The organism is Metapseudomonas boanensis, assembly GCF_018704125.1.
Taxonomy (GTDB): Bacteria; Pseudomonadota; Gammaproteobacteria; order Pseudomonadales; family Pseudomonadaceae; genus Metapseudomonas; species Metapseudomonas boanensis.
Genome location: NZ_JAGTIS010000001.1, coordinates 811,610 through 833,002 on the forward strand (window position 1 = coordinate 811,610; position 21,393 = coordinate 833,002).

Here is a 21,393-nt window from a genome sequence, read left to right on the forward strand (position 1 = left end):
TGCCCTTGCAGCCCTCACTCCCAACCCCCAAGGGTGGGGGAGAGGGCGCGTTCCCGGCGATAACGTCCCGGTGTCACTCCCTTCCAGCGCGTGAACGCATGCAGGAAGTTGGACACTTCTCCATACCCTAGCCGCTCGGCAATTTCCTCCAGGCTCAATCCCGTTGAGGCCAGCAGCTCCTCGGCCAGCGTCTGGCGCACTTCCTCCAGCAGCCCCCTGAAGCTGGTGCCCTCCGCCTCAAGCCGGCGGCGCAAGGTGCGCGACGTCATGTGCAGTTCGCTCGCCAGCTGTTCCATATCAGCCCCTTGCCCTGGTCGCGCGAGCAGTCGGTCGCGAACTCGCCCGGAGAGTCCGCCGCGCTCCCGTCGGCGCGCCAGGAGGATGCGACACTGCTCTTCGCAATGCAGGGCAACCTGTGGGTTGGCGCCGGGCAGGGGCAGGTCAAGCAGGCGGCGGGGGATGATGATGCGGTTGTCCGCGGCGTGGAATTCCGGGGTCAGGCCCAGTAAATCGCGATAAGGCGCGAGATCGGTTGGTGCCGGGATACGGAAGCGGGCTCCAAGCAGCGGAAGTTTGGCGTTGGTCAGGTCGCGCTGCACGCTCAGGGCGCCGGCAACGTCGCGTTCGAGCGTGAAGGTGCGCAGGTCTCCCGGCACGTCCTCATCGTCGAACACCAGGTGGGCCTCGTCGCCGTCTTCATCCAGGCGCATGCGGTGGAACGCGTATCGCTGGCAGGCAAGCGCGTGGCGGTGATCGGCACCGGCGCCAGCGCCATCCAATTCGTTCCGCAGATCGCCCCAGAGGTCGCTCGACTGCACCTGTTCCAGCGCTCGGCGCCTTATGTGATCCACTCGATCATCTACATGCTCGAAAGCCAGTATCCCTACGTGCTGGACGGCATCAAGGCATTGGGTGTGCCGGGCCTGCGTTATCTGGACCTGAAACCGGACGTGCAGAAGGACTACAACCAGGAGCTACAGCGTCAGGTGCGCCACACCATTGGGGAGCAGGGGTGCAAAAAGCTGGTACAAGACCGCCGAGGGCAAGAACACCAACAACTGGCCGGGCTTCACCTTCACCTACCGCCAACAGACCCGCCGCCTGGAGCTGGACAACTATGAATGCGCCCGCTGAGTTCACTGCGTCCTCTCCTGGCCAGCCATTCAGACGTGCGTTATTACGCAGTGCCTCGCGCCTGCTGTTCCGTGGCCTGATGCGACCGCCGACGCCTGTGCCGATTCAGCGTGCGGTATTGCGGTCACTCACGGCCAGCACGCTGGCATCGAGGGGCGTTCGACGCGAGGTCGGTGAGCTGGCCGGCGTTCCGTGCGAGTGGCAGATTCCTGCAGGCGGTGGCCATGGTGTGCTGCTCTACCTGCATGGCGGGGCCTTCATGACTGGCTCGCCGGCGACCCACCGAGCCATCACCGCCAGCCTCGCCAAGCGTACTGGCCTGACTGTGTGCGCATTGGATTACCGGCTGGCGCCGGAGCATCCCTTTCCCGCCGCACGGGATGATGCCTTGGCTGCCTATCAGGCGTTGCTCGCCGCCGGGTATACGGCGTCGCGCATCGTCATGGGGGCGACTCGGCCGGAGGGAACCTGACTCTCGCTACAGCTCTTAAGCTCAAGCGCGAAGGACTTCCGCTACCGGCGGGCTTGATCTGTTTATCGCCGGTCACGGAGTTGGGTGGAGCGCATCGGCATCGGCCGGCGGCGGGCGACCCGCTGATCCATCCGGCCTGGGCCGAACAGGCGGCCAGCTTGTATTGCCCGCCTGGAATGGACTGCTGTAGCCCAGGCCTCTCGCCCGTCTATGCCGACCTCACCGGTCTGCCGCCGCTGTTGATCCAGGTTGCGGAGGACGAGGTGCTGCGCAACGACAGCCTGCGCTTGGCTGCCCGAGCAAGAGCGGCTGGAGTGTGGGTGCGGCTGGAAGGTGTGGCTGATCGACTTGAATCGGCAGTCTCTCGAAACCCAAGCGGTGGCCTTGGGTGGAGCCTGGTTCCGTTCCCTCGACGTCACTGACCTGGCGGCGTTGCAGGAAGCGCTGGCAGACTTCTGCAACCGCTACGACGGCCAGTTGCGTCTGTTGTTCAACTGCGCGGGCGTGTTGCGCTTCGGCCATTTCGAGGAGATCGAGATGGCCGAGCACGCGCGTATCCTCAACATCAACGTACTCGGGCTGGTCGAGGCGACTCACGCGGCCTTTCCCTACCTCAAGGCAACCCGCGGCGCCCAGGTGATCAACATGGGGTCGGCCTCGGGGCTCTATGGCACGCCGGAGATGGCTAGCTACTCCGGCTCGAAATTCGCCGTTCGTGGCTGCACCGAGGTGCTGGAACTGGAGTGGCGCCGTCATGGCATCCGCGTAGGTGACCTGATGCCCCCTTTCGTGCATACGCCGATGGTCAGCAGCCAGCGCTTCGAGCGCCCATACTGCGCCGCCTGGGAGTCAAGCTGACGGCTGAGGACATCGCCTTGGCGGCCTGGCAGCAGGTCCATGGCGCAGCCGTGCATCGGCCAGTGAGCGGGCTGTTCAAGCTGATGTATTGGTCAGGGCAGGTCTCGCCCGCCTGGGTCAGCAGGGCGATCATGGGATTCCTGAGCCGGGCATGAAGTCAGTTTACTGGCGCAGCAGCCTTGGGCACCGCCTGTCGCCAGATTTGTGACAATTTGTCCTGTCATACGGCAGACCTCGCTCAGCAGCGCTACCCTGCAAGTTGATATTGTCATTCACGCTTCACGAGCGGGTGACTGGCCAAGTCCGCGCGGGATGTGGCCAGGGGTCGTACCTGTGTTATCAGGCGACGACCCGGGGCGGCACTGCATGGTGCCGTGAGGTCGATGTCATCGGCCTCGGGGATTAAGCGAAACATTATCCATCGCCAAGAGGAGGTCGTTTCATGAGCACAGCCTTCCACGATGATGTCAGCAGTGATCTCCTTCATCGGATGAAAGAGGGCGGTTTCGATTTTGCCCGGGTCCATCCGATCGAGTTCTACGCCATCTTCCCCGATGAGGACCGGGCGCGATTGGCGGCACGTAATTTCCGTGGCGAATCCTTGAATGCCCAGGTGTCCGCCCGAGCAGATGGGGCTTGGCACCTGCAGGTGAGCAAGGTGATGTATGCGACCCATGCCGGAATCGGCGATTTCGAGCATGACCTGGAAGCCCTGGTGGTGCCCCTGGGTGGGGTGCTGGATGGTTGGGGCGTCACACAGGAAATCTCTCCAACGCACCCTTGACCAGATGTCCGGGGGCGCGCCGGCCAGCCTCCTGGGCTGGCTGGTGGGTGGTGCGAAGGTATTCCGGGCAATTGATCAGGCGGTTCTGCATCCCCTTGCAATGACACGTATTCCACGAAAGCACCTATGTTTCCTTCGCTCGACCGCGACATGCCCTTTGCCTCAGACTCCGCCAACGGAGGCAAACCATGACCGATATCCTGATTCTTACCCACGCTGATTTCTGCTCCCCTGGCCACCTCGGTGTCGTGCTCGATCGCGCCCAGCGCGAATTCACCGTGCTGCGCGTCGACCAGGGCGAGCTGGACGATTACGACCTTGATCGGCCCAAGGCAGTCGCCATCATGGGTGGTCCCATGAGCGTCAACGATCCGATGCCCTGGATCGGGCAGGAGATCGACGCGATTCGATACTGGGTCGACCGTGATGTCCCGATGATCGGTCACTGTCTGGGTGGGCAGCTGATCGCCCGTGCCCTGGGTGCCTCGGTGCACCGCATGCCCTACACGGAAATTGGCTGGCAGCCGCTGGCGAAGCGTGCGCAGGCAGCCGATAACCCCTGGCTGGCGCACCTGCCGCAAGAGTTCGCCATCTACCAATGGCACAGCGATACCTTCGAGCTGCCGGAGGGCGCCGAGGGGCTGATGGGCAGTCCCTGGTGCCCAAACCAGGGTTTTGCCTGGGGGGACAAGGTGCTTGGGCTGCAGGGCCACCCGGAAATGACCGAGGATCTGGTGCGCCTCTGGTTGACCGACTGGGCGCACCTGCTGGATGAAACCCAGGCCAGCCAGCAGGGCAGGGCACAAATGCTGGAGGACCTGCCGGCCAAGGTGACGGCGCTGAACCAGGTGGCGGAAGGGTTCTACCAGCGCTGGCTGAGCTTGGCATTTGCCTGAAAACGCATGCTGGGTGAAGTGAGCGGCTCTGTGAGGGCGAAGGATTTCGCCCTCACAAGGACCGGGCCTTCAATGCCGGATCATCACGTGGCGTATCACGGTGTAATCCTCCAGGCCATACATCGACAGGTCCTTGCCGTAGCCGGATTGCTTGAAGCCGCCATGAGGCATTTCGTTGGTCAGCATGAAGTGGGTGTTGATCCAGGTGCAGCCGTATTGCAGGCGTGAGGCGACCGCTGCGGCGCGGCCGATGTCGCGGGTCCAGACGGACGAGGCCAGGCCATAGTCGGAATCGTTGGCCCAGCGCACGGCTTCATCCACGTCGCTGAAGGGCGTGACGGTCACAACGGGGCCGAATACCTCTCGCTGCACGATCTCATCGTCCTGCCGGGCATGGGCTACCACCGTGGGTTCATAGAAAAAGCCGCTGCCGGCGACGGGCTTGCCGCCCGTGGCGATCTGGATATGCGGCACGGCACGGGCGCGGTCGACGAAGCCAGCCACGCGTTCACGCTGGCTCTGGGTGATCAATGGGCCCAGTTCGGTGGCCGGGTCGTCCTGCAGTCCAGTCTTGAGGCTGGACACCGCACCGGCCAGGTCGGCGACGAAATTGTCGTAGATCTTCTTGCCGGCGTAGATGCGGCAGGCCGCCGTGCAGTCCTGCCCGGCGTTGTAGAAGCCGAACGTGCGGATGCCAGCCACCACGTCGGCCAGGTCGGCGTCATCGAACACCAGCACCGGGGCCTTGCCGCCCAGTTCCATGTGCGTGCGTTTCACGCTCTCGGCGGCGCTGCGAATGATCGCTTTGCCGGTGCCGACCGAGCCGGTCAGCGACACCATGCGCACCAACGGGTGTGAAACCAGGGGACTGCCCACAGTCGGGCCACGGCCGAGGACGATATTGACCACTCCGGGCGGCAACAGCTCGGCGATGAACTCGGCCAGGCGCAGGGCGGTCAGCGGGGTCTGCTCGGAGGGCTTCAGCACAACGGTATTGCCGGCGGCGAGCGCCGGGCCGAGCTTCCAGGCGGCCATCATCAGTGGGTAGTTCCACGGTGCGATGGAGGCGATGACGCCTATCGGGTCGCGGCGGATCATCGAGGTGAAGCCCGGCAGGTATTCCCCGGCAGCAGAGCCGGTCAGGCAGCGGCTGGCACCGGCGAAAAAGCGGAACACGTCGGCGATGGCCGGGATCTCGTCGTTCAGCGCTGCGGAATAGGGCTTGCCGCAGTTGTTCGACTCCAGCCTGGCCAACTCGTCGGCGTGGGTCTCGATACGGTCCGCCAGCTTCAGCAGCAGGGTGGCGCGCTCGCGTGGGGCGGTGCGGGCCCAGCCTTCGAAGGCAGCATCGGCAGCGCGCACAGCCGCGTCCACTTGGGCTTCATTGGCTTCGGGGATTTTTACCAGCACCGCTCCGGTGGCCGGGTTGAATACGTCCAGTGCTTCGCCTTCACCTTGGACGAACTGGCCGTTGATCAGCAATTTGGTTTGCATGGGGCATCCTCGTGTCAGGTGCTAGCCCCTCTCTTGGAAGGAGAGGGGAAAAGACTATTTCCCACCGCCCGCCACCGCTTCGGTACCCCGCGTCAGGTAGTAAGCGCCGAGGATTGGCAGCATGGTGACGAGCATCACCAGCAGGGCGACCACGTTGGTCACAGGTACGTCTCGTGGGCGGCTGAGCTGGCTCAGCAGCCAGAGCGGCAGCGTCTGCTCGTGGCCAGCAGTGAAGGTGGTAACGATGATTTCGTCGAAGGACAGCGCAAAGGCCAGCATGCCGCCAGCGAGCAGCGCGGTCGCAATGTTGGGCAGAATGATGTAGCGAAAGGTCTGCCAGCCGTCGGCGCCCAGGTCCATCGAGGCTTCGATGAGGCTTTGGGAGGTGCGGCGGAAGCGCGCAATCACGTTGTTGTAGACGATCACCACGCAGAAGGTGGCATGGCCAACCACGATGGTGAAGATGCCGGGCTCTATCCCCAAGGTCTTGAACGCTGCAAGCAGGGCAATGCCAGTGATGATGCCGGGCAGCGCGATGGGCAGGATCAGCATCAGGGTGATGCTTTCCTTGCCGAAGAAGTCGCGGCGGTACAGCGCGGCGGCGGCCAGCGTGCCGAGCACCATGGCCAGGACGGTGGCCATGCAGGCGACCTTCACCGAAAGGATGATGGCCTGGAGCACGTCCTCGCGGCCCAGGACCACGCCGAACCATTCGAGGGTGAAACCCTGCAACGGAAAACTGTAGGCCGACTCTTCGGTATTGAATGCATAGAGCAGGATGATCAGGATCGGGAAGTGCAGGAAAACCAGCCCGCCCCACGCGGCCAGTCTCAGTCCCCAGGAGGCTCGCTCAGAGTGCATCGAAGGCCCCCAACCGTTTGGCGATGGAGAGGTAGATAGCGATCAGCACGATGGGTACCAGGGTGAAGGCGGCAGCCAGGGGGATATTGCCCACCGAGCCTTGCTGCACATAGACCATGGTGCCGATGAATAAACCGCTGGGCCCCACCAGTTGCGGGATGATGAAGTCCCCCAAGGTGAGGCTGAAAGTGAAGATGGACCCGGCCACCACGCCCGGAAAGGACAGCGGCAGGATCACCTGCACGAAGGTCTGGCGGGGTCGTGCGCCGAGATCGGCCGAGGCTTGCAGCAGTGACGGGGGCAGGCGTTCCAGCGAGGCCTGGATCGGCAGGATCATGAACGGCAGCCAGATGTAGGTAAACACCAGGAAGCGCCCCAGGTGGGAAGTGGACAGCGTGTTGCCACCCACCGTGGGGACTGTCAGCAAGGCACCCAGCAAACCGTCCAGGTGCAGTTGCTGGATGAGCCAGTAGAGAATGCCGCCCTTGGCCAGGATCACCGTCCAGGCATAGGCCTTGACGATGTAACTGGCCCACATGGGCAGCATCACCGCGATGTAGAAGAACGCCTTCTCCTTGGGCGTGGCAAAGCGCGCCATGTAGTAGGCGATGGGGAACGCGAGCACGGCACTGGCCACGCTGACCGCGATGGCCATGGTCAACGTTCGCAGGATGATGTCGTAGTTGGCCGGGTTGAACAGGGCGCCGTAGTTGGCCAGGGTCAGCTCCGGCGTCACGGCCATCGTGAAGTCGTCGAAGGTGTAGAAACTCTGCCAGAGCAGGGCGAACAGCGAGCCGACATAGACCACGCCGAACCACAGCAAGGGTGGCGTCAGCAGCAACAGCAGGTACAGCGTACTGCGGCGGTAGAGCAGGTTGGAGAGACTGCGCAATGGGCCGCTGTGCGGACGTTGAAGCACGGCGGCCATGGCCGCTACTCGCTGAGCGCGATCATCGCGCTGCGGGCCCAGCAGACCTGCACCTGCTGGCCGGGTTGCGGGCGATTGGCGTCCAGTAGCTCGCCATTTGGCAGACTGACCGCCAAGCGACCGCCATCGTCCAGGATCAGTTCGTAACGGCTGCTGGCTCCCAGGTATTGCACATCGTGGACGGTGCCGCCGAGTTGCAGCTCGCCCTCTCCGGCATTGCCAAATCGCACATGCTCGGGCCGCAGGGAAAAACTGCCGCTGGCGCCGGTCAGACGTTGGGCCTGCTCGCCGTGGAGCACGTTGGCGGTGCCGACGAACTCGGCCACAAAGCGGGTTCGCGGCTGGCGATAGAGGTTTTGCGGACTGTCTACCTGCTCGATACGGCCCTTGTTGAACACGGCCACGCGGTCGGACATCGACAGCGCTTCGCCCTGGTCGTGGGTTACGAAGATGAAGGTGATGCCGAGCTGACGTTGCAGCTTCTTAAGCTCGACCTGCATCTGCTCGCGCAATTTGAGGTCCAGCGCGCCGAGCGGCTCATCCAGCAACAGCACACGCGGGCGGTTGATCAGCGCGCGGGCCAGGGCAACGCGCTGGCGCTGGCCGCCGGAGAGCTGTGCAGGTTTGCGCTCGCCATAGCCGCCCAAGGCGACCATGGCCAGTGCTTCTTCCGCGCGGGTATGGCGCTCGGCCTTGGCCACGCCTTTGACCTTGAGGCCGTAGGCAACGTTGTCGCGCACGTCCATGTGTGGGAACAGGGCGTAGTCCTGGAATACCGTGTTGACGTCACGCTCGTAGGGCGGCAAGCCGGCAGCCTCCGAACCGTGGATGCGGATGGAGCCGGAAGTGGGCTGCTCGAAGCCGGCGATCAGGCGCAGGCAGGTGGTCTTGCCGGAGCCCGACGGGCCGAGCATGGAGAAGAATTCGCCGTCCCGGATCTCGATGGACACCCGATCCACGGCCTTCACGTCGCCATAGTGTCGGCAGACATCGGTGAACTGAACGGCTGTGGTCATGGCAAGTAACTCCGCGGGCCCCTCTCCCCAAGGGAGAGGGGGAAGTTGGGTCCTACCTGCCACCCATGATCGCGATGTAATCCTGGGTCCAGCGGCTGTAGGGCACGAACTTGCCGCCCTGGGCCTCCGGGGTTTTCCAGAAGGCGATCTTGTCGAACTGGTCGTAGCCGTTGGTGGTGCAACCGCCGGGGCCCAGCAGCTCGCTACTGGTGCAGCCTTTGGCAACGACGGGCAGTGAGCCGAACCAGGCGGCGAGGTCGCCTTGGAGCTTCGGCTCCAGCGACCAGTTCATCCACTTGTAGGCACAGTTCGGGTGCTTGGCGTCGACATGCAGCATGGTGGTATCCGCCCACCCGGTGACGCCTTCCTTCGGCACGACCGTGGCCACTGGCTGCTTCTCGGCCTGCAGGGTGTTGGCCATGTAGCCCCAGGTGCTCGCCGCAGCCACGCCTTCGTTCTTGAAGTCGCTCATTTGCACGGTCGCGTCATGCCAGTAGCGGTGCACCAGGCTGTGCTGCTTGCGCAGCAACTCGAGCGCGGCAGCGTATTGCGCTTCCGTCAGCTGATAAGGGTCCTGGATACCCAGTTCCGGCTTGGCGGACTTCAAATAAAGGGCGGCGTCCGCGATGTAGATCGGGCCATCGTAGGCCTGCACGCGGCCCTTGTTGCTCTTGCCGTCAGCCAGCGTGGTTTCCTCGAATACGACGCTCCAGCTATCCGGGGCCTGCTTGAACAGCTTGGTGTTGTACATCAGCAGGTTCGGACCCCATTGATAGGGTGTACCGAAGTGCTGGCCATTCACTGTATGCCAGGGCGCATCGGTGAGCCGCTCGTCCAGGTTCTTCCAGTTGGGGATCAGGTCCGGGTTGATCGGTTGTACACGCTTGCCAAAGATCAGTCGTAGCGATGCGTCGCCCGAGGCTGTGACCAGGTCGTAGCCGCCCTTGGCCATCAGGCTGACCATTTCATCGGAGGTGGCTGCGGTCTTCACGTTGACCTTGCAGCCGGTGTCTTTCTCGAACTGGGTCACCCAGTCGTAATTCTTGTCCGTTTCGCCGCGCTCGATGTAGCCGGGCCAGGCAATGATGTCCAGGGCGCCTTCAGTCGGACCCAGTTGTTTGGGAGGGTCCGCAGCTTGCGCAGAGGCGACGAGGCACATACAGCTGACAGCAAAGGACAGGCAGGTGGGTTTGAGCGAAAAAGACATGGTCGACTCCTGAGGTACGGAACGTTGGGAGCCGTTGCGGCGAAAGTACAGGCCGATGGCGGCGTGCTGGAAGCAGCCGGAAAATTTGCTGCTACTCGCTCTGAGCAGCGTAGTTCGGGGCTTTTGGGCTGACAAGGAATCGCCCGCGCAGCCCTTGCCGCCGAAGTGACCAGGTTCAGAAGCGGATGGTGGGTTCGCCCTTGTGCCAGTTGCAGGGACAGAGCTCATCGGATTGCAGAGCATCGAGCAGGCGCAAGGTTTCCTGGGGATTGCGTCCCACGGAGTGGTCATTGACCGATACGTGCCGAATCAGATTGGCAGGGTCGACGATGAAGGTGGCACGCAGCGCCACCCCCTCACGGCGATCGAGAATGCCGAGGGCGCTGGCGAGTTCACGCTTGATATCGGCCAGCCAGGGAAAGCTCAGACCCTTGAGGTCCTGGTGGTCGCGACGCCAGGCAAGGTGTACGAACTCGCCATCCGTAGAGGCGCCGATCAGCTGGGTGTCGCGCTCATTGAATGCCTCGAGAAGGTCGCCGTAGCCCCTGATCTCGGTCGGGCAGACGAAGGTGAAGTCCTTCGGCCAGAAGAACAGCACCTTCCATTTGTCGGGGAAACTGTCCTGGTTCACGCGCTTGAATGCCTGGTCGGGTTGCGCGGCCAGTTCCGAGTCGCTGTCCACGGCCAGTAGATCGAAGGATGGCAACTTGTCTCCGACGGTGAGCATGGCAGAGCCTCTCCAAAAGGGGCGGGCGAATTGCCCGAGGAATATGGAAAGCCTCGGTGAACCGGGGAAATGCATTCCGACTATATCGCCGATAACTCTGGCTCTCGTCACCGCCCAGCGAAGATTTTAGGCCGGATAGTTATAGGTGAAATTCCAAATCGCAACATATGCATAGAACAATCGGGCGCAACCCGCTCTGCAATGCTGGCCTAGACTGAAGTTCTCGTGTGTCGCGGCGCTCAACCGACTGGCCATGGCAGAGTCCCTGCCAGTCCGACTCACTCCAAAATTACGGCGCCGCCTAATAGGGCGAGGCTGCTGGTTCCGCCCTTCGGGCTGCACCAGACTGGAGCGTGATGGTTGTGTGGGGCTTGCAAGTTATTGAATTGCATTGAGTTGTTGCGATGGCACGAGGCTTGCGAATGAGCATTTGCCCGTGGCGACAAGGAGTACGGCATGTCCCGCACCTTTTATGACGAGATGTATGACGCGAGTGGCCAGTGCCGTCCGCATTATCAGGAATTTGCGCGCTGGCTGGCGGATGCCCCGCCGGAAATGCTCGCCCAGCGCCGGCGTGAGGCTGACCTGCTGTTTCACAGGGCCGGCATCACCTTCACCCTTTATGGCGACGAGCAGGGCACCGAGCGACTGATTCCCTTCGACACCATTCCGCGTGCCATCCCGATGAGCGAGTGGCGGGTGGTGGAGAGTGGTTGCATCCAGCGTGTGAAGGCGCTGAACCTGTTCCTCGCTGACCTCTACCACAACCAGCGCATCATCAAGGCCGGAATCATTCCCGCTGAACAAGTACTGGCCAACGAGGGTTACCAGATCGCGATGCAGGGGTTGGACCTGCATCGCGACATCTACGCCCATATCGCCGGCGTGGACCTGGTGCGCGACGGTGATGGCAGCTATTACGTGCTGGAGGACAACTTGCGCACGCCAAGCGGCGTCAGCTACATGCTGGAAGACCGCAAGATGATGATGCGGTTGTTCCCCGAACTCTTCTCCGCGCAACGCATCGCGGCCATCGACCACTACCCGAACCTGCTGCTCGATACCCTGAAAAGCTCCAGCCCGCTGGACAACCCCAGTGTGGTGGTGCTCACGCCAGGGCGGTTCAACAGCGCCTATTTCGAGCACGCCTTCCTCGCCCGTGAGATGGGCGTGGAGCTGGTGGAAGGGGCCGACCTCTTCGTGCGCGACGACCGTGTATTCATGCGCACCACCTCCGGCCCGCAAGCGGTGGATGTGATCTACCGGCGTCTCGACGATGCCTTCCTCGACCCGCTGGCCTTCAACCCCGAGTCCATGCTCGGCGTACCGGGCCTATTAGCGGCCTACCGTTCCGGCAACGTCGTGCTGGCCAACGCCATCGGCACTGGGGTCGCGGACGACAAGTCGATCTATCCCTATGTCGGCGAGATGATTCGCTTCTACCTGGACGAGGAGCCGATCCTGAAGAACGTGCCTACCTGGCAGTGCCGCAAACCCGAAGAGCTGTCCCATGTGTTGGCGCACCTACCGGAACTGGTGGTCAAGGAAACCCAGGGCTCGGGCGGCTACGGCATGCTCGTGGGCCCGGCGGCCAGCGCCAGGGAGATCGAGGATTTCCGTGCGCGTCTCAAGGCCCGTCCAGAGGCCTACATCGCCCAGCCGACGCTGTGCCTGTCCACTTGCCCGACCTTCGTCGAGCAGGGTATCGCCCCGCGTCATATAGACCTGCGCCCCTTCGTGCTTTCTGGCCGCGAAACCCGTTTGGTGCCGGGAGGCCTCACTCGGGTGGCACTGCGTGAGGGCTCGCTGGTGGTGAATTCGTCGCAGGGCGGCGGCACCAAGGACACCTGGATAGTGGAAGACTGATCATGCTGAGTAGAACTGCCTCCGAACTCTATTGGATGTCCCGCTACCTGGAGCGTGCGGAGAACCTCGCACGCATGCTCGACGTCAGCTACTCGCTGTCGCTGATGCCACAGCACGGTCGGGGCGATGGCCTGGAGGAGCTGGCCATGTCGCTGCTCAGTACCGGCACCCTGGATCTGTACCAGGAGCGCCACGGTGAACTGAACGCCGCGCGCATGCTGCACTTCTTCGCCCTCGACGCCGACAATCAGGCCAGCATCTTCAGCTGCCTGCGCGCGGCACGCATCAACGCCCATGCCGTGCGTGGGCGGATCACTGCGGACATATGGGAGAACATCAACGCCACTTGGCTGGAGGTGCTGAGCATCGCCAACGAGGGGCTCGGCCGTTACGGCATCAGCCGCTTCTGCGAGTGGGTGAAGGAGCGCTCGCACCTGTTCCGTGGAGCGACCTACGGCACCATCATGCGCGGCGAGGCCTATCGCTTCATCCGCCTGGGCACCTTCATCGAGCGGGCGGACAACACCTTGCGCCTGCTCGATGCGCGCTATGAGATGTTCGGCGAGGAGTCGGAGGAGGTCAGCGATCTGTCCGCCCGCGGTTACTACCAGTGGAGCGCCTTGCTTCGCGCCCTGTCGTCGTTCGAGGCCTATACCGAGGTCTACGGGGGGTCCCCCAACGCCCGCCAGGCCTCCGAACTGCTGCTCCTGCGTGCGGACGTGCCGCGTTCGCTGCGGGCCTGCATGGAGGAGCTCAACCTCATCCTGGCCAGCCTGCCGGGCGACAATGGCCGCCCGGCTCAGCGCCTGGCAGCCGAGCTGGATGCGCGGCTGCGCTACACCGCCATCGACGAAATCCTCGACGAGGGCCTGCATACCTGGCTGACGGACTTCATCCTGTTGGTTCGCCAGCTGGCCAGGGCCATCCACAGTTCCTATCTGGAGGCTGTATGAGACTGTCCATTCGCCATGACACTACCTACCGCTACGACGACCAGGTCCGCGCGAGCATCCAGTACCTGCGCCTTACTCCGCAGAAGAGCGAACGGCAGCATGTGCTCAGCTGGCAGCTGAGCCTGCCGCGCCCGGCGCGTGCGCAAATCGACCCTTTCGGCAACGTGCTCCACGTGCTGACCCTGGACGAGCCGCACGAGGCCATCGTCATTGGCGCTCGCGGCCAGGTGGAAATCGATGAGAAGCGCGAAGCCGAGCACGATAAGCAGTCAGCGTTGCCCTTCCTGCGTTTCACGCGTCTGACCACCGCCGACGATGCGTTGCGGGAGTTCGCCGCGCTCCAATGCGGTACGCGGCGAGACCGCACCGGGCTGATCGACCTGATGGAGGCGCTGCATGCGCAAATGCCGTTCAAGCCTGGTGCCACCTGTGTGGACAGCACTGCCGCGGAGGCCTTCGCCGGGCGCGCCGGAGTCTGTCAGGACCACACCCATGCCTTTCTCGCCTGCGCGCGGAGCCTGGGCATCCCGGCACGCTTTGTCTCTGGCTACCTCTACCAGGGCAACGAACAGAACCTGGCCAGCCACGCCTGGGCCGAGGCCTGGATCGGCGATGCCTGGTACAGCTTCGACGTGACCAACCAGCTGGCCAAGCCCGAACGTCATCTGAAACTGGCGGTCGGCCTGGACTACCTGGATGCCTGCCCGGTTCGCGGCATGCGCCGTGGCGGCGGGGGCGAGCAGATGCACGCCAAGGTCGATGCGCCGCCGATGCTGCTGGTGCAGGAGCAGTAAGGCACCACACAAGCTTCATGCCGCGCCGGCAAGCTGTTTCCTGTCTGGCCCGTTATTCCGGACGGGCCCGGCTTGCCGGCACCGAAGCGTGTGCGGGGAACGCATGGAGTCACTAAAAGGAGAAAGCGGCATGACGTACTGCGTAGCCATGCACCTGGCCGAGGGCCTGGTGTTCGTGTCCGACTCGCGAACCAACGCGGGCATCGACCACATTGCCACCTTTCGCAAGCTGTTCACTTTCGGCGTTACCGGTGAACGCCTGATCGTCCTGCAGACCGCAGGTAACCTTGCCACCTCACAATCGGTGGTCAACCTGCTCAAGCAGCGACTCGACGGCCAGCAGCCCAACCTGCACAACGTACCTACGTTGTACGACGCCACGGCCCTGGTGGCGGAAACCATACGCGAGGTCATCGCGCGTGACGGTGTGTCACTGGCCGGCAATACAGACCTGACCTGTTCCTTTCTGGTGGGCGGGCAGATTGCCGGCAGCCTGCCGGACCTTTACAGCATCTATCCGCAGGGGAACTTCATCCAGGCAACCGAGGACACCCCGTTCCTGCAGTTGGGGGAGAGCAAGTACGGCAAGCCGATCCTCGACCGCAACCTGGAGTTCGACACCGATCTGGAGGAGGCCCTGCGCTGCGCTCTGGTGTCCTTTGACTCCACCATCCGCAGTAACCTCTCGGTGGGCATGCCGCTGGATCTGCTGGTCTATCACCGCGACAGCCTGATCATCCCCGCCGGGTATCGAGTCACCGAAGAAGACCCCTATTTCGCCGGTATTCGCCGTCGTTGGGCCGCAGGGCTGCATGACCTGTTGGGCGAGCTGCCGTCCCCTCCGGTGGAGTACAACGTGTAGGCAGGGCTTCCCTTTTCCCACAGGACTCGGACTGCTTCCTCTCCCTCCGTGAGAGGGTTGGGGGGGGAGGGATGCCTGGCAGACCTGCAATCATCCATCGTGATTGAATGCGCTCACAGGGTTTGGCATGGGTTTGGCGTCGGGGAGGGGCGGGCTGCGGTTTCCGTGGCGAATGAATCCGGCCCTGCATTGCCAGGGTGCTCCACGGCAGTTCACTGGAAGGGGCGAGCGGCACTCCATTGAACGGGGCGATACCCAGCGAACCCTTCGCGCACGAATTCGTAACTACAGCATCAGGCCCAGCGGTTCGCCAACCGTCAGGGCGTCACCTTCCTATCTGCCATATGTCGCAGGTAGCCAATCAACTGCCCCAGCTCGGCATCGCTGATCACCTCCCTGGAGAAGCCCGGCATCTTGCCCTGGGGCCAGCGGCGCAGGCTCTGCGGGTCGCGGATGTAGCGCGGCAGGAAGTCGCCTGCGAGATACTCAGTCGGGTTGTGGGGAATGTTCAGGTCGGGCCCGAACTGAGCGTCGCCAGCACCGTTGAGGCGGTGGCAGGCCAGGCAGTTCTTCTGGAACAGGGCAAAACCCGCCACCACCGCCGGGCTGGCATTGCCGGCAGGGCGCAGCGCGGGGAAGCGTTCAGCCGCTGAAGGCAGGGTGCGGATCTTCGCCACTTGGAATGGCCACTGCTCCGGCCCGATGTCGGCGGCTTGTGGATCGGTCCATACCAGATAGAACGGCCCGGCGCTGGGCTTGCCTTTGGCGAGTGGTGGCCAGGGCTTGGACGGATCTTCCACGGCCAACCAGGCCCGCGATCCACGGCGGTTGAGCAATGGCGCGGCGGGCAGTTCTGCGGCAAAACCGTCCAGGGCGACGGCCTGCAGGTGCTGATCGGGGGTTACACCTTCGAGCAACGCGGCCAGCGGGACTGCACGGTAGTGCATGGTCGTCTTGTAGGTCACGTCTGCCGTGATCGCCACGTCCCTCGCCTGGGGATGGGCGAGCAGGGTGTCGGTATCCCAGATGCGGGGGCCGCCGGGGAGATCCAGGGTCAGCTCGGCGGCATGGAGCGGGGTCAGGGCGAACAGCAGGGTGAGTAACGCGCGGCGCATCGTCAGTCCTTTTCGAGAGCGGTTTTCAGGTCGTCATAGCCGCCGCCGTTGATTACCTGGCGATAGCCGAGGCCTTTGAGGTTGTCCTGGGCGATGCCGGCCCTGCGACCACTCTGGCAGTAGAGCACGATGGGTGTGTCTTTGTTCGGGGCGACCTCGGCGATATGTGCAGCGATTTTATCGTACTCGATGAACTTGGCGCCGGAGATGGCTCCCACGGCTATCTCCTTGGGCGTACGGACATCGATCAGCACTGTGTCGGAACGTTCGAGCGCTGCGAGAGCAGCTGCCTCATCGATATCGCCGGCCAGCGCCGGCAAGCTGAGCGAAAGGGCGAGAACGGCAAGCAGTGTACGCATGATGGCGTCTCCCTCAGCAGGGTGTTCTGGCACCCTAACACAGTTGCCCAGCGCTGTTATCGCCCGCTAGGATCGCGTTTTTTCGTCATAACCAAAGCGTTTTTCAAGGCCCTTGGGCGGACGAAAAGGCTTTTAAGGAGCAGGCCATGCTGGCCGAGTTGTTCGCCGTGATGGCGCCGGTGTTGATCGTTGCCGGCATCGGCTATGGCTGGGCCCGCTCAGGCCAGTCCTACCCCACGGAATTCATCGCCCGACTGGTTCTGAATATCGGTACGCCGAGTCTGGTGCTTTCCACACTGAGCCGAACCGAGATCGATCGCCACGCCTTCGGCCAGGTGGCCATCGCCTGCCTGGTAGTGATGCTGTTGATGGGACTCATCGGCGCCGGGCTGAGCCGGGCGTTCAAGCAGGACTGGCGCATCCTGGTGCCGGCCTATCTGTTTCCCAACTCCGGCAACATGGGCCTGCCCATCGTCCTCTATGCCTTTGGCGAGAAAGGCCTGGCGCTGGCAGTGGCCTTCTTTCTGGTGCTTTCGGTGGGGCACTTCAGCCTGGGGTTACTGCTATCAGGTACTGAACGCTCGCCCAAGCGGTTGTTGGCAAACCCCATCATCATCAGCCTGGCGCTGGCTTTGCCGATCGTCCTGCTGGATCTCGAACTGCCGCGCTGGCTGGCCAACACCATCGGGTTGCTGGGCGGCATGACCATCCCGCTGATGCTACTCACTCTTGGAGTTTCGCTGGCTAGCATTCGCGTACGTCATCTGGGAAACGGGTTATTGCTGGGCGGCCTGCGGATTCTCTGCGGGGCAAGCGTGGCCTGGGTGATCGGTGTCGCGCTGGGGCTACCACCCTTGGCCCAAGGCGTACTGGTGATGCAATCGGCTATGCCGGTAGCGGTGTTCAACTATCTGTTTGCGGTGCGTGCGGGGCGCTCGCCGGAAGAGGTGGCGAGCCTGGTGATGTGTTCGACGTTGCTTTCGTTTGGTTTGATTCCGCTGCTGCTGGCGTGGTGGTTACCCGCGCTGCGTTGACCGCCTTGAGCGGTGCGCAGCACAGGACGACCACGTAACGACGATCAGCTGATCAGTCGAGTCAGGTTGGGCAAAATGAGGACGACGGTCGTGGCAAAGACGATAAGACTCGCTTGCCGCATCTTCGGCTGCTTGAACATGGCCAGTTGCCTTTGTTGTTGTTGGAGGATCCTTGCACCAAGCTCCCTACGGCCGGCTTGGATGCCCGAATTCCTCCGTGGCGACGACTAAAAAACCGCTCCGGAAAAACCCGGCAGCGGCCCTTGCATTTCCAACTCTAGGGCTCGGATCACAGCTGCCTTATATCAGTTGGTCACTTCTGTTGTGTTCTTAGGAGCTTCAGGTTATTGGCGCCTGCCAGGTCGAACCGGGCAGGCCTGAGGCCAGACGCATCGCTGATGTCTTTGCTGCCAGTAGGCCACCATTCAACCGTTCGTCTGAGCGCAGTGGTCAATGGGCCTGAGCATTTCCGTCATTGAACCCATGGCCTATAGCGATAAGGTAACCGCACCCTGCCGGGGTGTTGGCAAGGCCACTTACAAGAACAACGGGCACCCCGCGTGCCGACCAGCTGCCTCAAGAGGACGCCATGACCGAAGCATTCATTTTCGACGCGGTGCGCACGCCCCGCGGCAAGGGCAAGAAGGACGGTGCACTGCACAGCGTCAAGCCGGTCAACTTGATCGCCGGGCTGCTCAGGGCCCTCGTCGAACGTAATGATCTGGACACCAGTCAGGTGGATGACATCGTCCTTGGCTGCGTGACTCCCGTAGGCGACCAGGGCGCCGACATCGCCAAGACCGCCGCGCTGGTGGCCGATTGGGACGAGTCAGTCGCCGGCCAGCAGATCAACCGCTTCTGCGCATCCGGCTTGGAGGCGGTGAACCTGGCGGCGATGAAAGTACGCTCGGGCTTCGAGGACCTGGTGGTTGCGGGAGGTGTGGAGTCCATGTCGCGCGTGCCCATGGGGTCGGACGGTGGTGCCTGGGCGATGGACCCGGAAACCAACTTCCACACCAACTTCGTGCCGCAGGGCATTGGCGCCGATCTGATTGCCACCCTGGAAGGCTTCAGTCGAGAAGATGTCGACGCCTTCGCCCTGCGCTCGCAGCAGAAAGCTGCCCGGGCCAGTGCCGAGGGTGCGTTCAAGAAGTCCCTGGTACCGGTCACCGACCAGAACGGCATCGTGCTGCTCGATCATGACGAATTCATTCGCGCTGACTCCACGCCCGCCGGCCTTGCTGCGCTCAAACCGAGCTTCGAGATGATGGGGCAGATGGGCTTCGACGCCACCGCCCTGCGCAAGTACAGCCATGTGGAGCGCATCAACCACGTACACACGCCGGGCAACAGTTCCGGCATCGTCGATGGCGCCGCCGCCATGCTCATCGGCTCTGCCGCCAAGGGCAAGGAGTTGGGGCTCAAGCCACGCGCGCGCATCGTCGCGACGGCGGTGACCAGCACGGACCCGACCATCATGCTCACCGGCCCGGCGCCGGCCACCCGCAAGGCCCTGGCCAAGGCAGGCCTGACCGTGGCCGACATCGACCTGTTCGAGGTCAACGAAGCATTTGCCTCGGTGGTAATGAAGTTCATGAAGGACATGGGCGTCCCCGAGGAGAAGGTCAACGTCAATGGCGGCTCCATCGCCATGGGCCACCCGCTGGGGGCCACCGGTTGCGCCATCCTCGGCACCCTGCTGGACGAGCTGGAGGCGCGCAACCTGCGCTACGGCCTGGCCACGCTCTGCGTGGGCGGCGGAATGGGTATCGCAACCATCATCGAACGAATCTGAAATGTAGGAGCGAGCTTGCTCGCGAATGACGCCAAGGATTCGCGGGCAAGCTCGCTCCTACGGTTTCCCCATCGGGATGAGAACAAGAACATGACAGACGCCATTCGTTACGAAAAAGGCCAGGACAATATCGTCGTACTGACCATGGACATGCCCGGCCAGAGCGCCAACACCATGAACGCCGCCTATCGCCAAGCCATGAGCGAGACCGTTGCGCGCCTCGAGGCGGAGAAGGACAGCATCGCTGGAGTGATCATCACCTCCGGCAAGAAGACCTTTTTCGCTGGCGGCGACCTGAACGAGCTGGTCAAGGTCACCAAGGCCGAGGCCAACGAGTTTTACCAGATGGTCCTGGGCACCAAGGGCCAGCTACGCCGCCTGGAGACCCTTGGCAAGCCAGTGGTGGCCGCGATCAATGGTGCGGCCCTCGGCGGTGGCTGGGAAATTTGCCTGGCCTGCCATCACCGCATTGCCCTCAATGACAATGCCGTGCAGTTGGGGCTGCCGGAAGTCACACTCGGCCTGCTTCCCGGCGGTGGCGGTGTGGTGCGCATGGTGCGTCTGCTAGGGATCGAAAAGGCGCTTGCGTACTTGGCAGAAGGCAAGAAGGTGCGCCCCGAGCAGGCGCTCAAGGCCGGCCTGATCCACGATATCGCCCAGACCCCGGATGAGATGCTGGCCAAGGCCCGTGCCTGGATCGCTGCCAATCCGACTGCTGTGCAACCCTGGGACGTGAAAGGCTACAAGGTCCCCGGCGGCACTCCGTCCAGCCCCAACGTGGCGCAGATGCTCGCCATCGCCCCTTCGGTGTTGCGCGACAAGACCAAGGGCTGCTTCCCGGCGCCGGAGAAGATCATGTGTGCGGCCGTCGAGGGTGCCCAAGTGGATTTCGACGTCGCCCAACTCATCGAGACCCGCTACTTCACCGAGCTGACCACTGGCCAGGTGGCGAAGAACATGATCGGGACGTTCTGGTTCCAATTGAACGGAATCAATGCCGGCAGCTCGCGTCCGAAAGGCCCGGCGCCTTATGTGACGAAGAAGGTCGGCGTGCTCGGCGCGGGCATGATGGGCGCGGGTATTGCCTATGTCTCGGCTATTTCCGGCATCGAGGTGGTGCTCAAGGATGTGTCCGTCGAGGCAGCAGAGAGGGGCAAGGCCTACTCCAAGGGGCTGCTGGATCAACTGGTGAGTCGTGGGCACATGAGCGCCGAGAAACGCGATGGACTGCTCGCCCGCATCAAGGCGACCGATCAGGATGCTGACCTCGAAGGCTGCGACCTGATCATCGAGGCCGTATTCGAGAACCGCGAGCTCAAGGCCAAGGTCAGCTCCTCTGCCGAAGCGGTTGCGTTGCCGGATGCAGTGATCGCCTCCAACACCTCGACGCTGCCCATCACTGGCCTGGCGAAGGCCGTGACCAAGCCCGAGAAGTTCATCGGCTTGCACTTCTTCAGCCCGGTGGACCGTATGCCTCTTGTGGAAATCATCAAGGGCGAGAAGACCTCGGATGAAACCCTGGCGCGGGCATTCGACTACGTCCTGCAGATCAAGAAAACGCCGATCGTGGTCAACGACAGCCGGGGCTTCTTCACCTCGCGGGTGTTCGGCACCTTCACCAATGAAGGCATTGCCATGCTGGGCGAAGGTGTTTCGGCGTCGATGATCGAGAACGAAGCGCGCAAGGCCGGCATGCCGGTAGGGCCGCTGGCGATCTCCGATGAAGTGTCGATGAGCCTGATGACGCACATTCGTAACCAGACCGCCGAGGACCTCAAGGCAGAAGGCAAGAGCATGCCGCAGCATCCGGCTTTTGCGGTGATCGACCTGATGGCCAACGAGTTCAAACGGCCGGGCAAAGCCGCAGGAGGCGGGTTCTACGATTACCCCGCCGGTGGCCGGAAAACGCTCTGGCCGGAGCTCAAGGCGCGCTTCGAAAAGGCTGATCGGCAGATCCCGCAGGAGGACGTGCGTGACCGCATCCTCTTCATCCAGGCCATCGAGACTGTGCGTTGCGTGGAGGAGGGCGTCCTGCGCTCGACGGCGGACGCCAACATCGGTTCGGTGTTCGGTATTGGTTTTGCCGCCTGGACCGGCGGCGCGCTGCAGTTCATCAACCAGTACGGCATCCAGGACTTCGTCGCTCGGGCGCGTTACCTGGCCGAGCAGTACGGCGATCGCTTCGAGCCGCCAGCGTTGTTGCTGGACAAGGCGGCCAAGGGCGAGCGCTTCTAAACG

The 21,393-nt window shown here is 63.0% G+C and carries 17 protein-coding genes and 4 pseudogenes; 12 read left to right on the forward strand and 9 right to left on the reverse strand.

What is annotated here, in order from left to right; all coding sequences use genetic code 11:
* Positions 1–14 precede the first annotated feature (14 nt).
* Positions 15–725: pseudogene (locus J7302_RS03820) on the reverse strand (helix-turn-helix domain-containing protein); the annotation flags it as partial.
* Positions 726–848: 123 nt separating this feature from the next.
* Here J7302_RS03820 and J7302_RS03825 point away from each other — a divergent pair.
* The 5 genes and pseudogenes from J7302_RS03825 to J7302_RS03845 all read left to right on the forward strand — a co-directional run.
* A pseudogene (locus tag J7302_RS03825) lies at positions 849–1,134 on the forward strand (4-hydroxyacetophenone monooxygenase); the annotation flags it as partial.
* Positions 1,118–1,938: pseudogene (locus J7302_RS03830) on the forward strand (alpha/beta hydrolase); the annotation flags it as partial. The pseudogenes J7302_RS03825 and J7302_RS03830, both read left to right, overlap by 17 nt.
* Positions 1,931–2,619: pseudogene (locus J7302_RS03835) on the forward strand (SDR family oxidoreductase); the annotation flags it as partial. The pseudogenes J7302_RS03830 and J7302_RS03835, both read left to right, overlap by 8 nt.
* A 287-nt stretch (positions 2,620–2,906) precedes the next feature.
* A complete protein-coding gene (locus tag J7302_RS03840; RefSeq protein ID WP_215370511.1) occupies positions 2,907–3,248 on the forward strand; it encodes a ribonuclease E inhibitor RraB in 342 nt (113 codons plus the stop codon).
* A 188-nt stretch (positions 3,249–3,436) separates the two neighbouring features.
* Positions 3,437–4,144 carry a type 1 glutamine amidotransferase gene (locus J7302_RS03845; RefSeq protein WP_215370514.1) on the forward strand — a complete coding sequence of 236 codons (708 nt, stop codon included), beginning with the start codon at positions 3,437–3,439 and terminating at the stop codon, positions 4,142–4,144.
* A 69-nt stretch (positions 4,145–4,213) separates the two neighbouring features.
* Here J7302_RS03845 and J7302_RS03850 read toward each other — a convergent pair whose 3' ends face one another.
* The 6 genes from J7302_RS03850 to J7302_RS03875 all read right to left on the reverse strand — a co-directional run bounded on the left by J7302_RS03850 (position 4,214) and on the right by J7302_RS03875 (position 10,377).
* Positions 4,214–5,638 (reverse strand): gamma-aminobutyraldehyde dehydrogenase, encoded by a 1,425-nt coding sequence (locus tag J7302_RS03850; protein WP_215370517.1) that lies wholly within the window; start codon positions 5,636–5,638, stop codon positions 4,214–4,216.
* A gap of 54 nt (positions 5,639–5,692) precedes the next feature.
* On the reverse strand, positions 5,693–6,499 hold the full coding sequence (locus tag J7302_RS03855; RefSeq protein WP_215370520.1) for an ABC transporter permease: 807 nt from the start codon (positions 6,497–6,499) through the stop codon (positions 5,693–5,695).
* Positions 6,489–7,427: an ABC transporter permease gene (locus J7302_RS03860; protein ID WP_215370523.1), complete on the reverse strand. Its 939-nt coding sequence runs from the start codon at positions 7,425–7,427 to the stop codon at positions 6,489–6,491. The genes J7302_RS03855 and J7302_RS03860 overlap by 11 nt, the downstream gene beginning before the upstream one ends.
* 5 nt (positions 7,428–7,432) lie before the next feature.
* Positions 7,433–8,443 carry an ABC transporter ATP-binding protein gene (locus J7302_RS03865; RefSeq protein ID WP_215370526.1) on the reverse strand — a complete coding sequence of 337 codons (1,011 nt, stop codon included), beginning with the start codon at positions 8,441–8,443 and terminating at the stop codon, positions 7,433–7,435.
* A gap of 52 nt (positions 8,444–8,495) precedes the next feature.
* Positions 8,496–9,650, reverse strand: a complete 1,155-nt coding sequence (ydcS, locus tag J7302_RS03870) for a putative ABC transporter substrate-binding protein YdcS (protein ID WP_215370531.1) — start codon at positions 9,648–9,650, stop codon at positions 8,496–8,498.
* A 175-nt stretch (positions 9,651–9,825) separates the two neighbouring features.
* Entirely contained in the window at positions 9,826–10,377 is a 552-nt protein-coding gene (locus J7302_RS03875; RefSeq protein ID WP_215370534.1) for a peroxiredoxin, read from the reverse strand.
* 456 nt (positions 10,378–10,833) lie between these two features.
* Here J7302_RS03875 and J7302_RS03880 point away from each other — a divergent pair, with 456 nt between their 5' ends.
* The 4 genes from J7302_RS03880 (at position 10,834) to J7302_RS03895 (ending at position 14,852) form a co-directional block, all read left to right on the forward strand.
* Positions 10,834–12,243, forward strand: coding sequence for a circularly permuted type 2 ATP-grasp protein (locus J7302_RS03880; protein ID WP_215370537.1), 1,410 nt, complete (start codon positions 10,834–10,836; stop codon positions 12,241–12,243).
* A 2-nt stretch (positions 12,244–12,245) separates the two neighbouring features.
* A complete protein-coding gene (locus J7302_RS03885) occupies positions 12,246–13,196 on the forward strand; it encodes an alpha-E domain-containing protein (protein WP_215370540.1) in 951 nt (316 codons plus the stop codon).
* Positions 13,193–13,990, forward strand: a complete 798-nt coding sequence (locus J7302_RS03890; RefSeq protein WP_215370543.1) for a transglutaminase family protein — start codon at positions 13,193–13,195, stop codon at positions 13,988–13,990. The genes J7302_RS03885 and J7302_RS03890 overlap by 4 nt, the downstream gene beginning before the upstream one ends.
* Before the next feature lie 130 nt (positions 13,991–14,120).
* Positions 14,121–14,852: a proteasome-type protease gene (locus J7302_RS03895; protein WP_215370546.1), complete on the forward strand. Its 732-nt coding sequence runs from the start codon at positions 14,121–14,123 to the stop codon at positions 14,850–14,852.
* Positions 14,853–15,169: 317 nt separating this feature from the next.
* On the opposite strand, the gene J7302_RS03900 is transcribed toward J7302_RS03895, so the two are convergent.
* Together J7302_RS03900 and J7302_RS03905 are read right to left on the reverse strand one after the other, a co-directional pair.
* Positions 15,170–15,967 (reverse strand): cytochrome c, encoded by a 798-nt coding sequence (locus J7302_RS03900; RefSeq protein ID WP_215370549.1) that lies wholly within the window; start codon positions 15,965–15,967, stop codon positions 15,170–15,172.
* Positions 15,968–15,969: 2 nt separating this feature from the next.
* The gene (locus J7302_RS03905) at positions 15,970–16,326 is read right to left on the reverse strand and encodes a rhodanese-like domain-containing protein (protein ID WP_215370552.1); all 357 of its coding nucleotides are present in this window, start codon (positions 16,324–16,326) and stop codon (positions 15,970–15,972) included.
* A 146-nt stretch (positions 16,327–16,472) separates the two neighbouring features.
* On the opposite strand from J7302_RS03905, the gene J7302_RS03910 reads away from it, so the two are divergent.
* The 3 genes from J7302_RS03910 (at position 16,473) to J7302_RS03920 (ending at position 21,390) form a co-directional block, all read left to right on the forward strand.
* Positions 16,473–17,360 carry an AEC family transporter gene (locus J7302_RS03910; RefSeq protein ID WP_215370555.1) on the forward strand — a complete coding sequence of 296 codons (888 nt, stop codon included), beginning with the start codon at positions 16,473–16,475 and terminating at the stop codon, positions 17,358–17,360.
* 589 nt (positions 17,361–17,949) lie between these two features.
* Positions 17,950–19,155, forward strand: coding sequence for an acetyl-CoA C-acetyltransferase (locus tag J7302_RS03915; protein ID WP_215370558.1), 1,206 nt, complete (start codon positions 17,950–17,952; stop codon positions 19,153–19,155).
* 90 nt (positions 19,156–19,245) lie between these two features.
* Positions 19,246–21,390 (forward strand): 3-hydroxyacyl-CoA dehydrogenase NAD-binding domain-containing protein, encoded by a 2,145-nt coding sequence (locus J7302_RS03920; protein ID WP_215370562.1) that lies wholly within the window; start codon positions 19,246–19,248, stop codon positions 21,388–21,390.
* The last annotated feature ends 3 nt before the right edge of the window (positions 21,391–21,393 follow it).

Bases quoted from the DNA above. Each gene is read 5' to 3' on its own strand.
- J7302_RS03840 (WP_215370511.1), top strand. From the start codon at position 2,907: ATGAGCACAGCCTTCCACGATGATGTCAGCAGTGATCTCCTTCATCGG.
- J7302_RS03845 (WP_215370514.1), top strand. From the start codon at position 3,437: ATGACCGATATCCTGATTCTTACCCACGCTGATTTCTGCTCCCCTGGC.
- J7302_RS03850 (WP_215370517.1), bottom strand. From the start codon at position 5,638: ATGCAAACCAAATTGCTGATCAACGGCCAGTTCGTCCAAGGTGAAGGC.
- J7302_RS03855 (WP_215370520.1), bottom strand. From the start codon at position 6,499: ATGCACTCTGAGCGAGCCTCCTGGGGACTGAGACTGGCCGCGTGGGGC.
- J7302_RS03860 (WP_215370523.1), bottom strand. From the start codon at position 7,427: ATGGCCGCCGTGCTTCAACGTCCGCACAGCGGCCCATTGCGCAGTCTC.
- J7302_RS03865 (WP_215370526.1), bottom strand. From the start codon at position 8,443: ATGACCACAGCCGTTCAGTTCACCGATGTCTGCCGACACTATGGCGAC.
- ydcS (WP_215370531.1), bottom strand. From the start codon at position 9,650: ATGTCTTTTTCGCTCAAACCCACCTGCCTGTCCTTTGCTGTCAGCTGT.
- J7302_RS03875 (WP_215370534.1), bottom strand. From the start codon at position 10,377: ATGCTCACCGTCGGAGACAAGTTGCCATCCTTCGATCTACTGGCCGTG.
- J7302_RS03880 (WP_215370537.1), top strand. From the start codon at position 10,834: ATGTCCCGCACCTTTTATGACGAGATGTATGACGCGAGTGGCCAGTGC.
- J7302_RS03885 (WP_215370540.1), top strand. From the start codon at position 12,246: ATGCTGAGTAGAACTGCCTCCGAACTCTATTGGATGTCCCGCTACCTG.
- J7302_RS03890 (WP_215370543.1), top strand. From the start codon at position 13,193: ATGAGACTGTCCATTCGCCATGACACTACCTACCGCTACGACGACCAG.
- J7302_RS03895 (WP_215370546.1), top strand. From the start codon at position 14,121: ATGACGTACTGCGTAGCCATGCACCTGGCCGAGGGCCTGGTGTTCGTG.
- J7302_RS03900 (WP_215370549.1), bottom strand. From the start codon at position 15,967: ATGCGCCGCGCGTTACTCACCCTGCTGTTCGCCCTGACCCCGCTCCAT.
- J7302_RS03905 (WP_215370552.1), bottom strand. From the start codon at position 16,326: ATGCGTACACTGCTTGCCGTTCTCGCCCTTTCGCTCAGCTTGCCGGCG.
- J7302_RS03910 (WP_215370555.1), top strand. From the start codon at position 16,473: ATGCTGGCCGAGTTGTTCGCCGTGATGGCGCCGGTGTTGATCGTTGCC.
- J7302_RS03915 (WP_215370558.1), top strand. From the start codon at position 17,950: ATGACCGAAGCATTCATTTTCGACGCGGTGCGCACGCCCCGCGGCAAG.
- J7302_RS03920 (WP_215370562.1), top strand. From the start codon at position 19,246: ATGACAGACGCCATTCGTTACGAAAAAGGCCAGGACAATATCGTCGTA.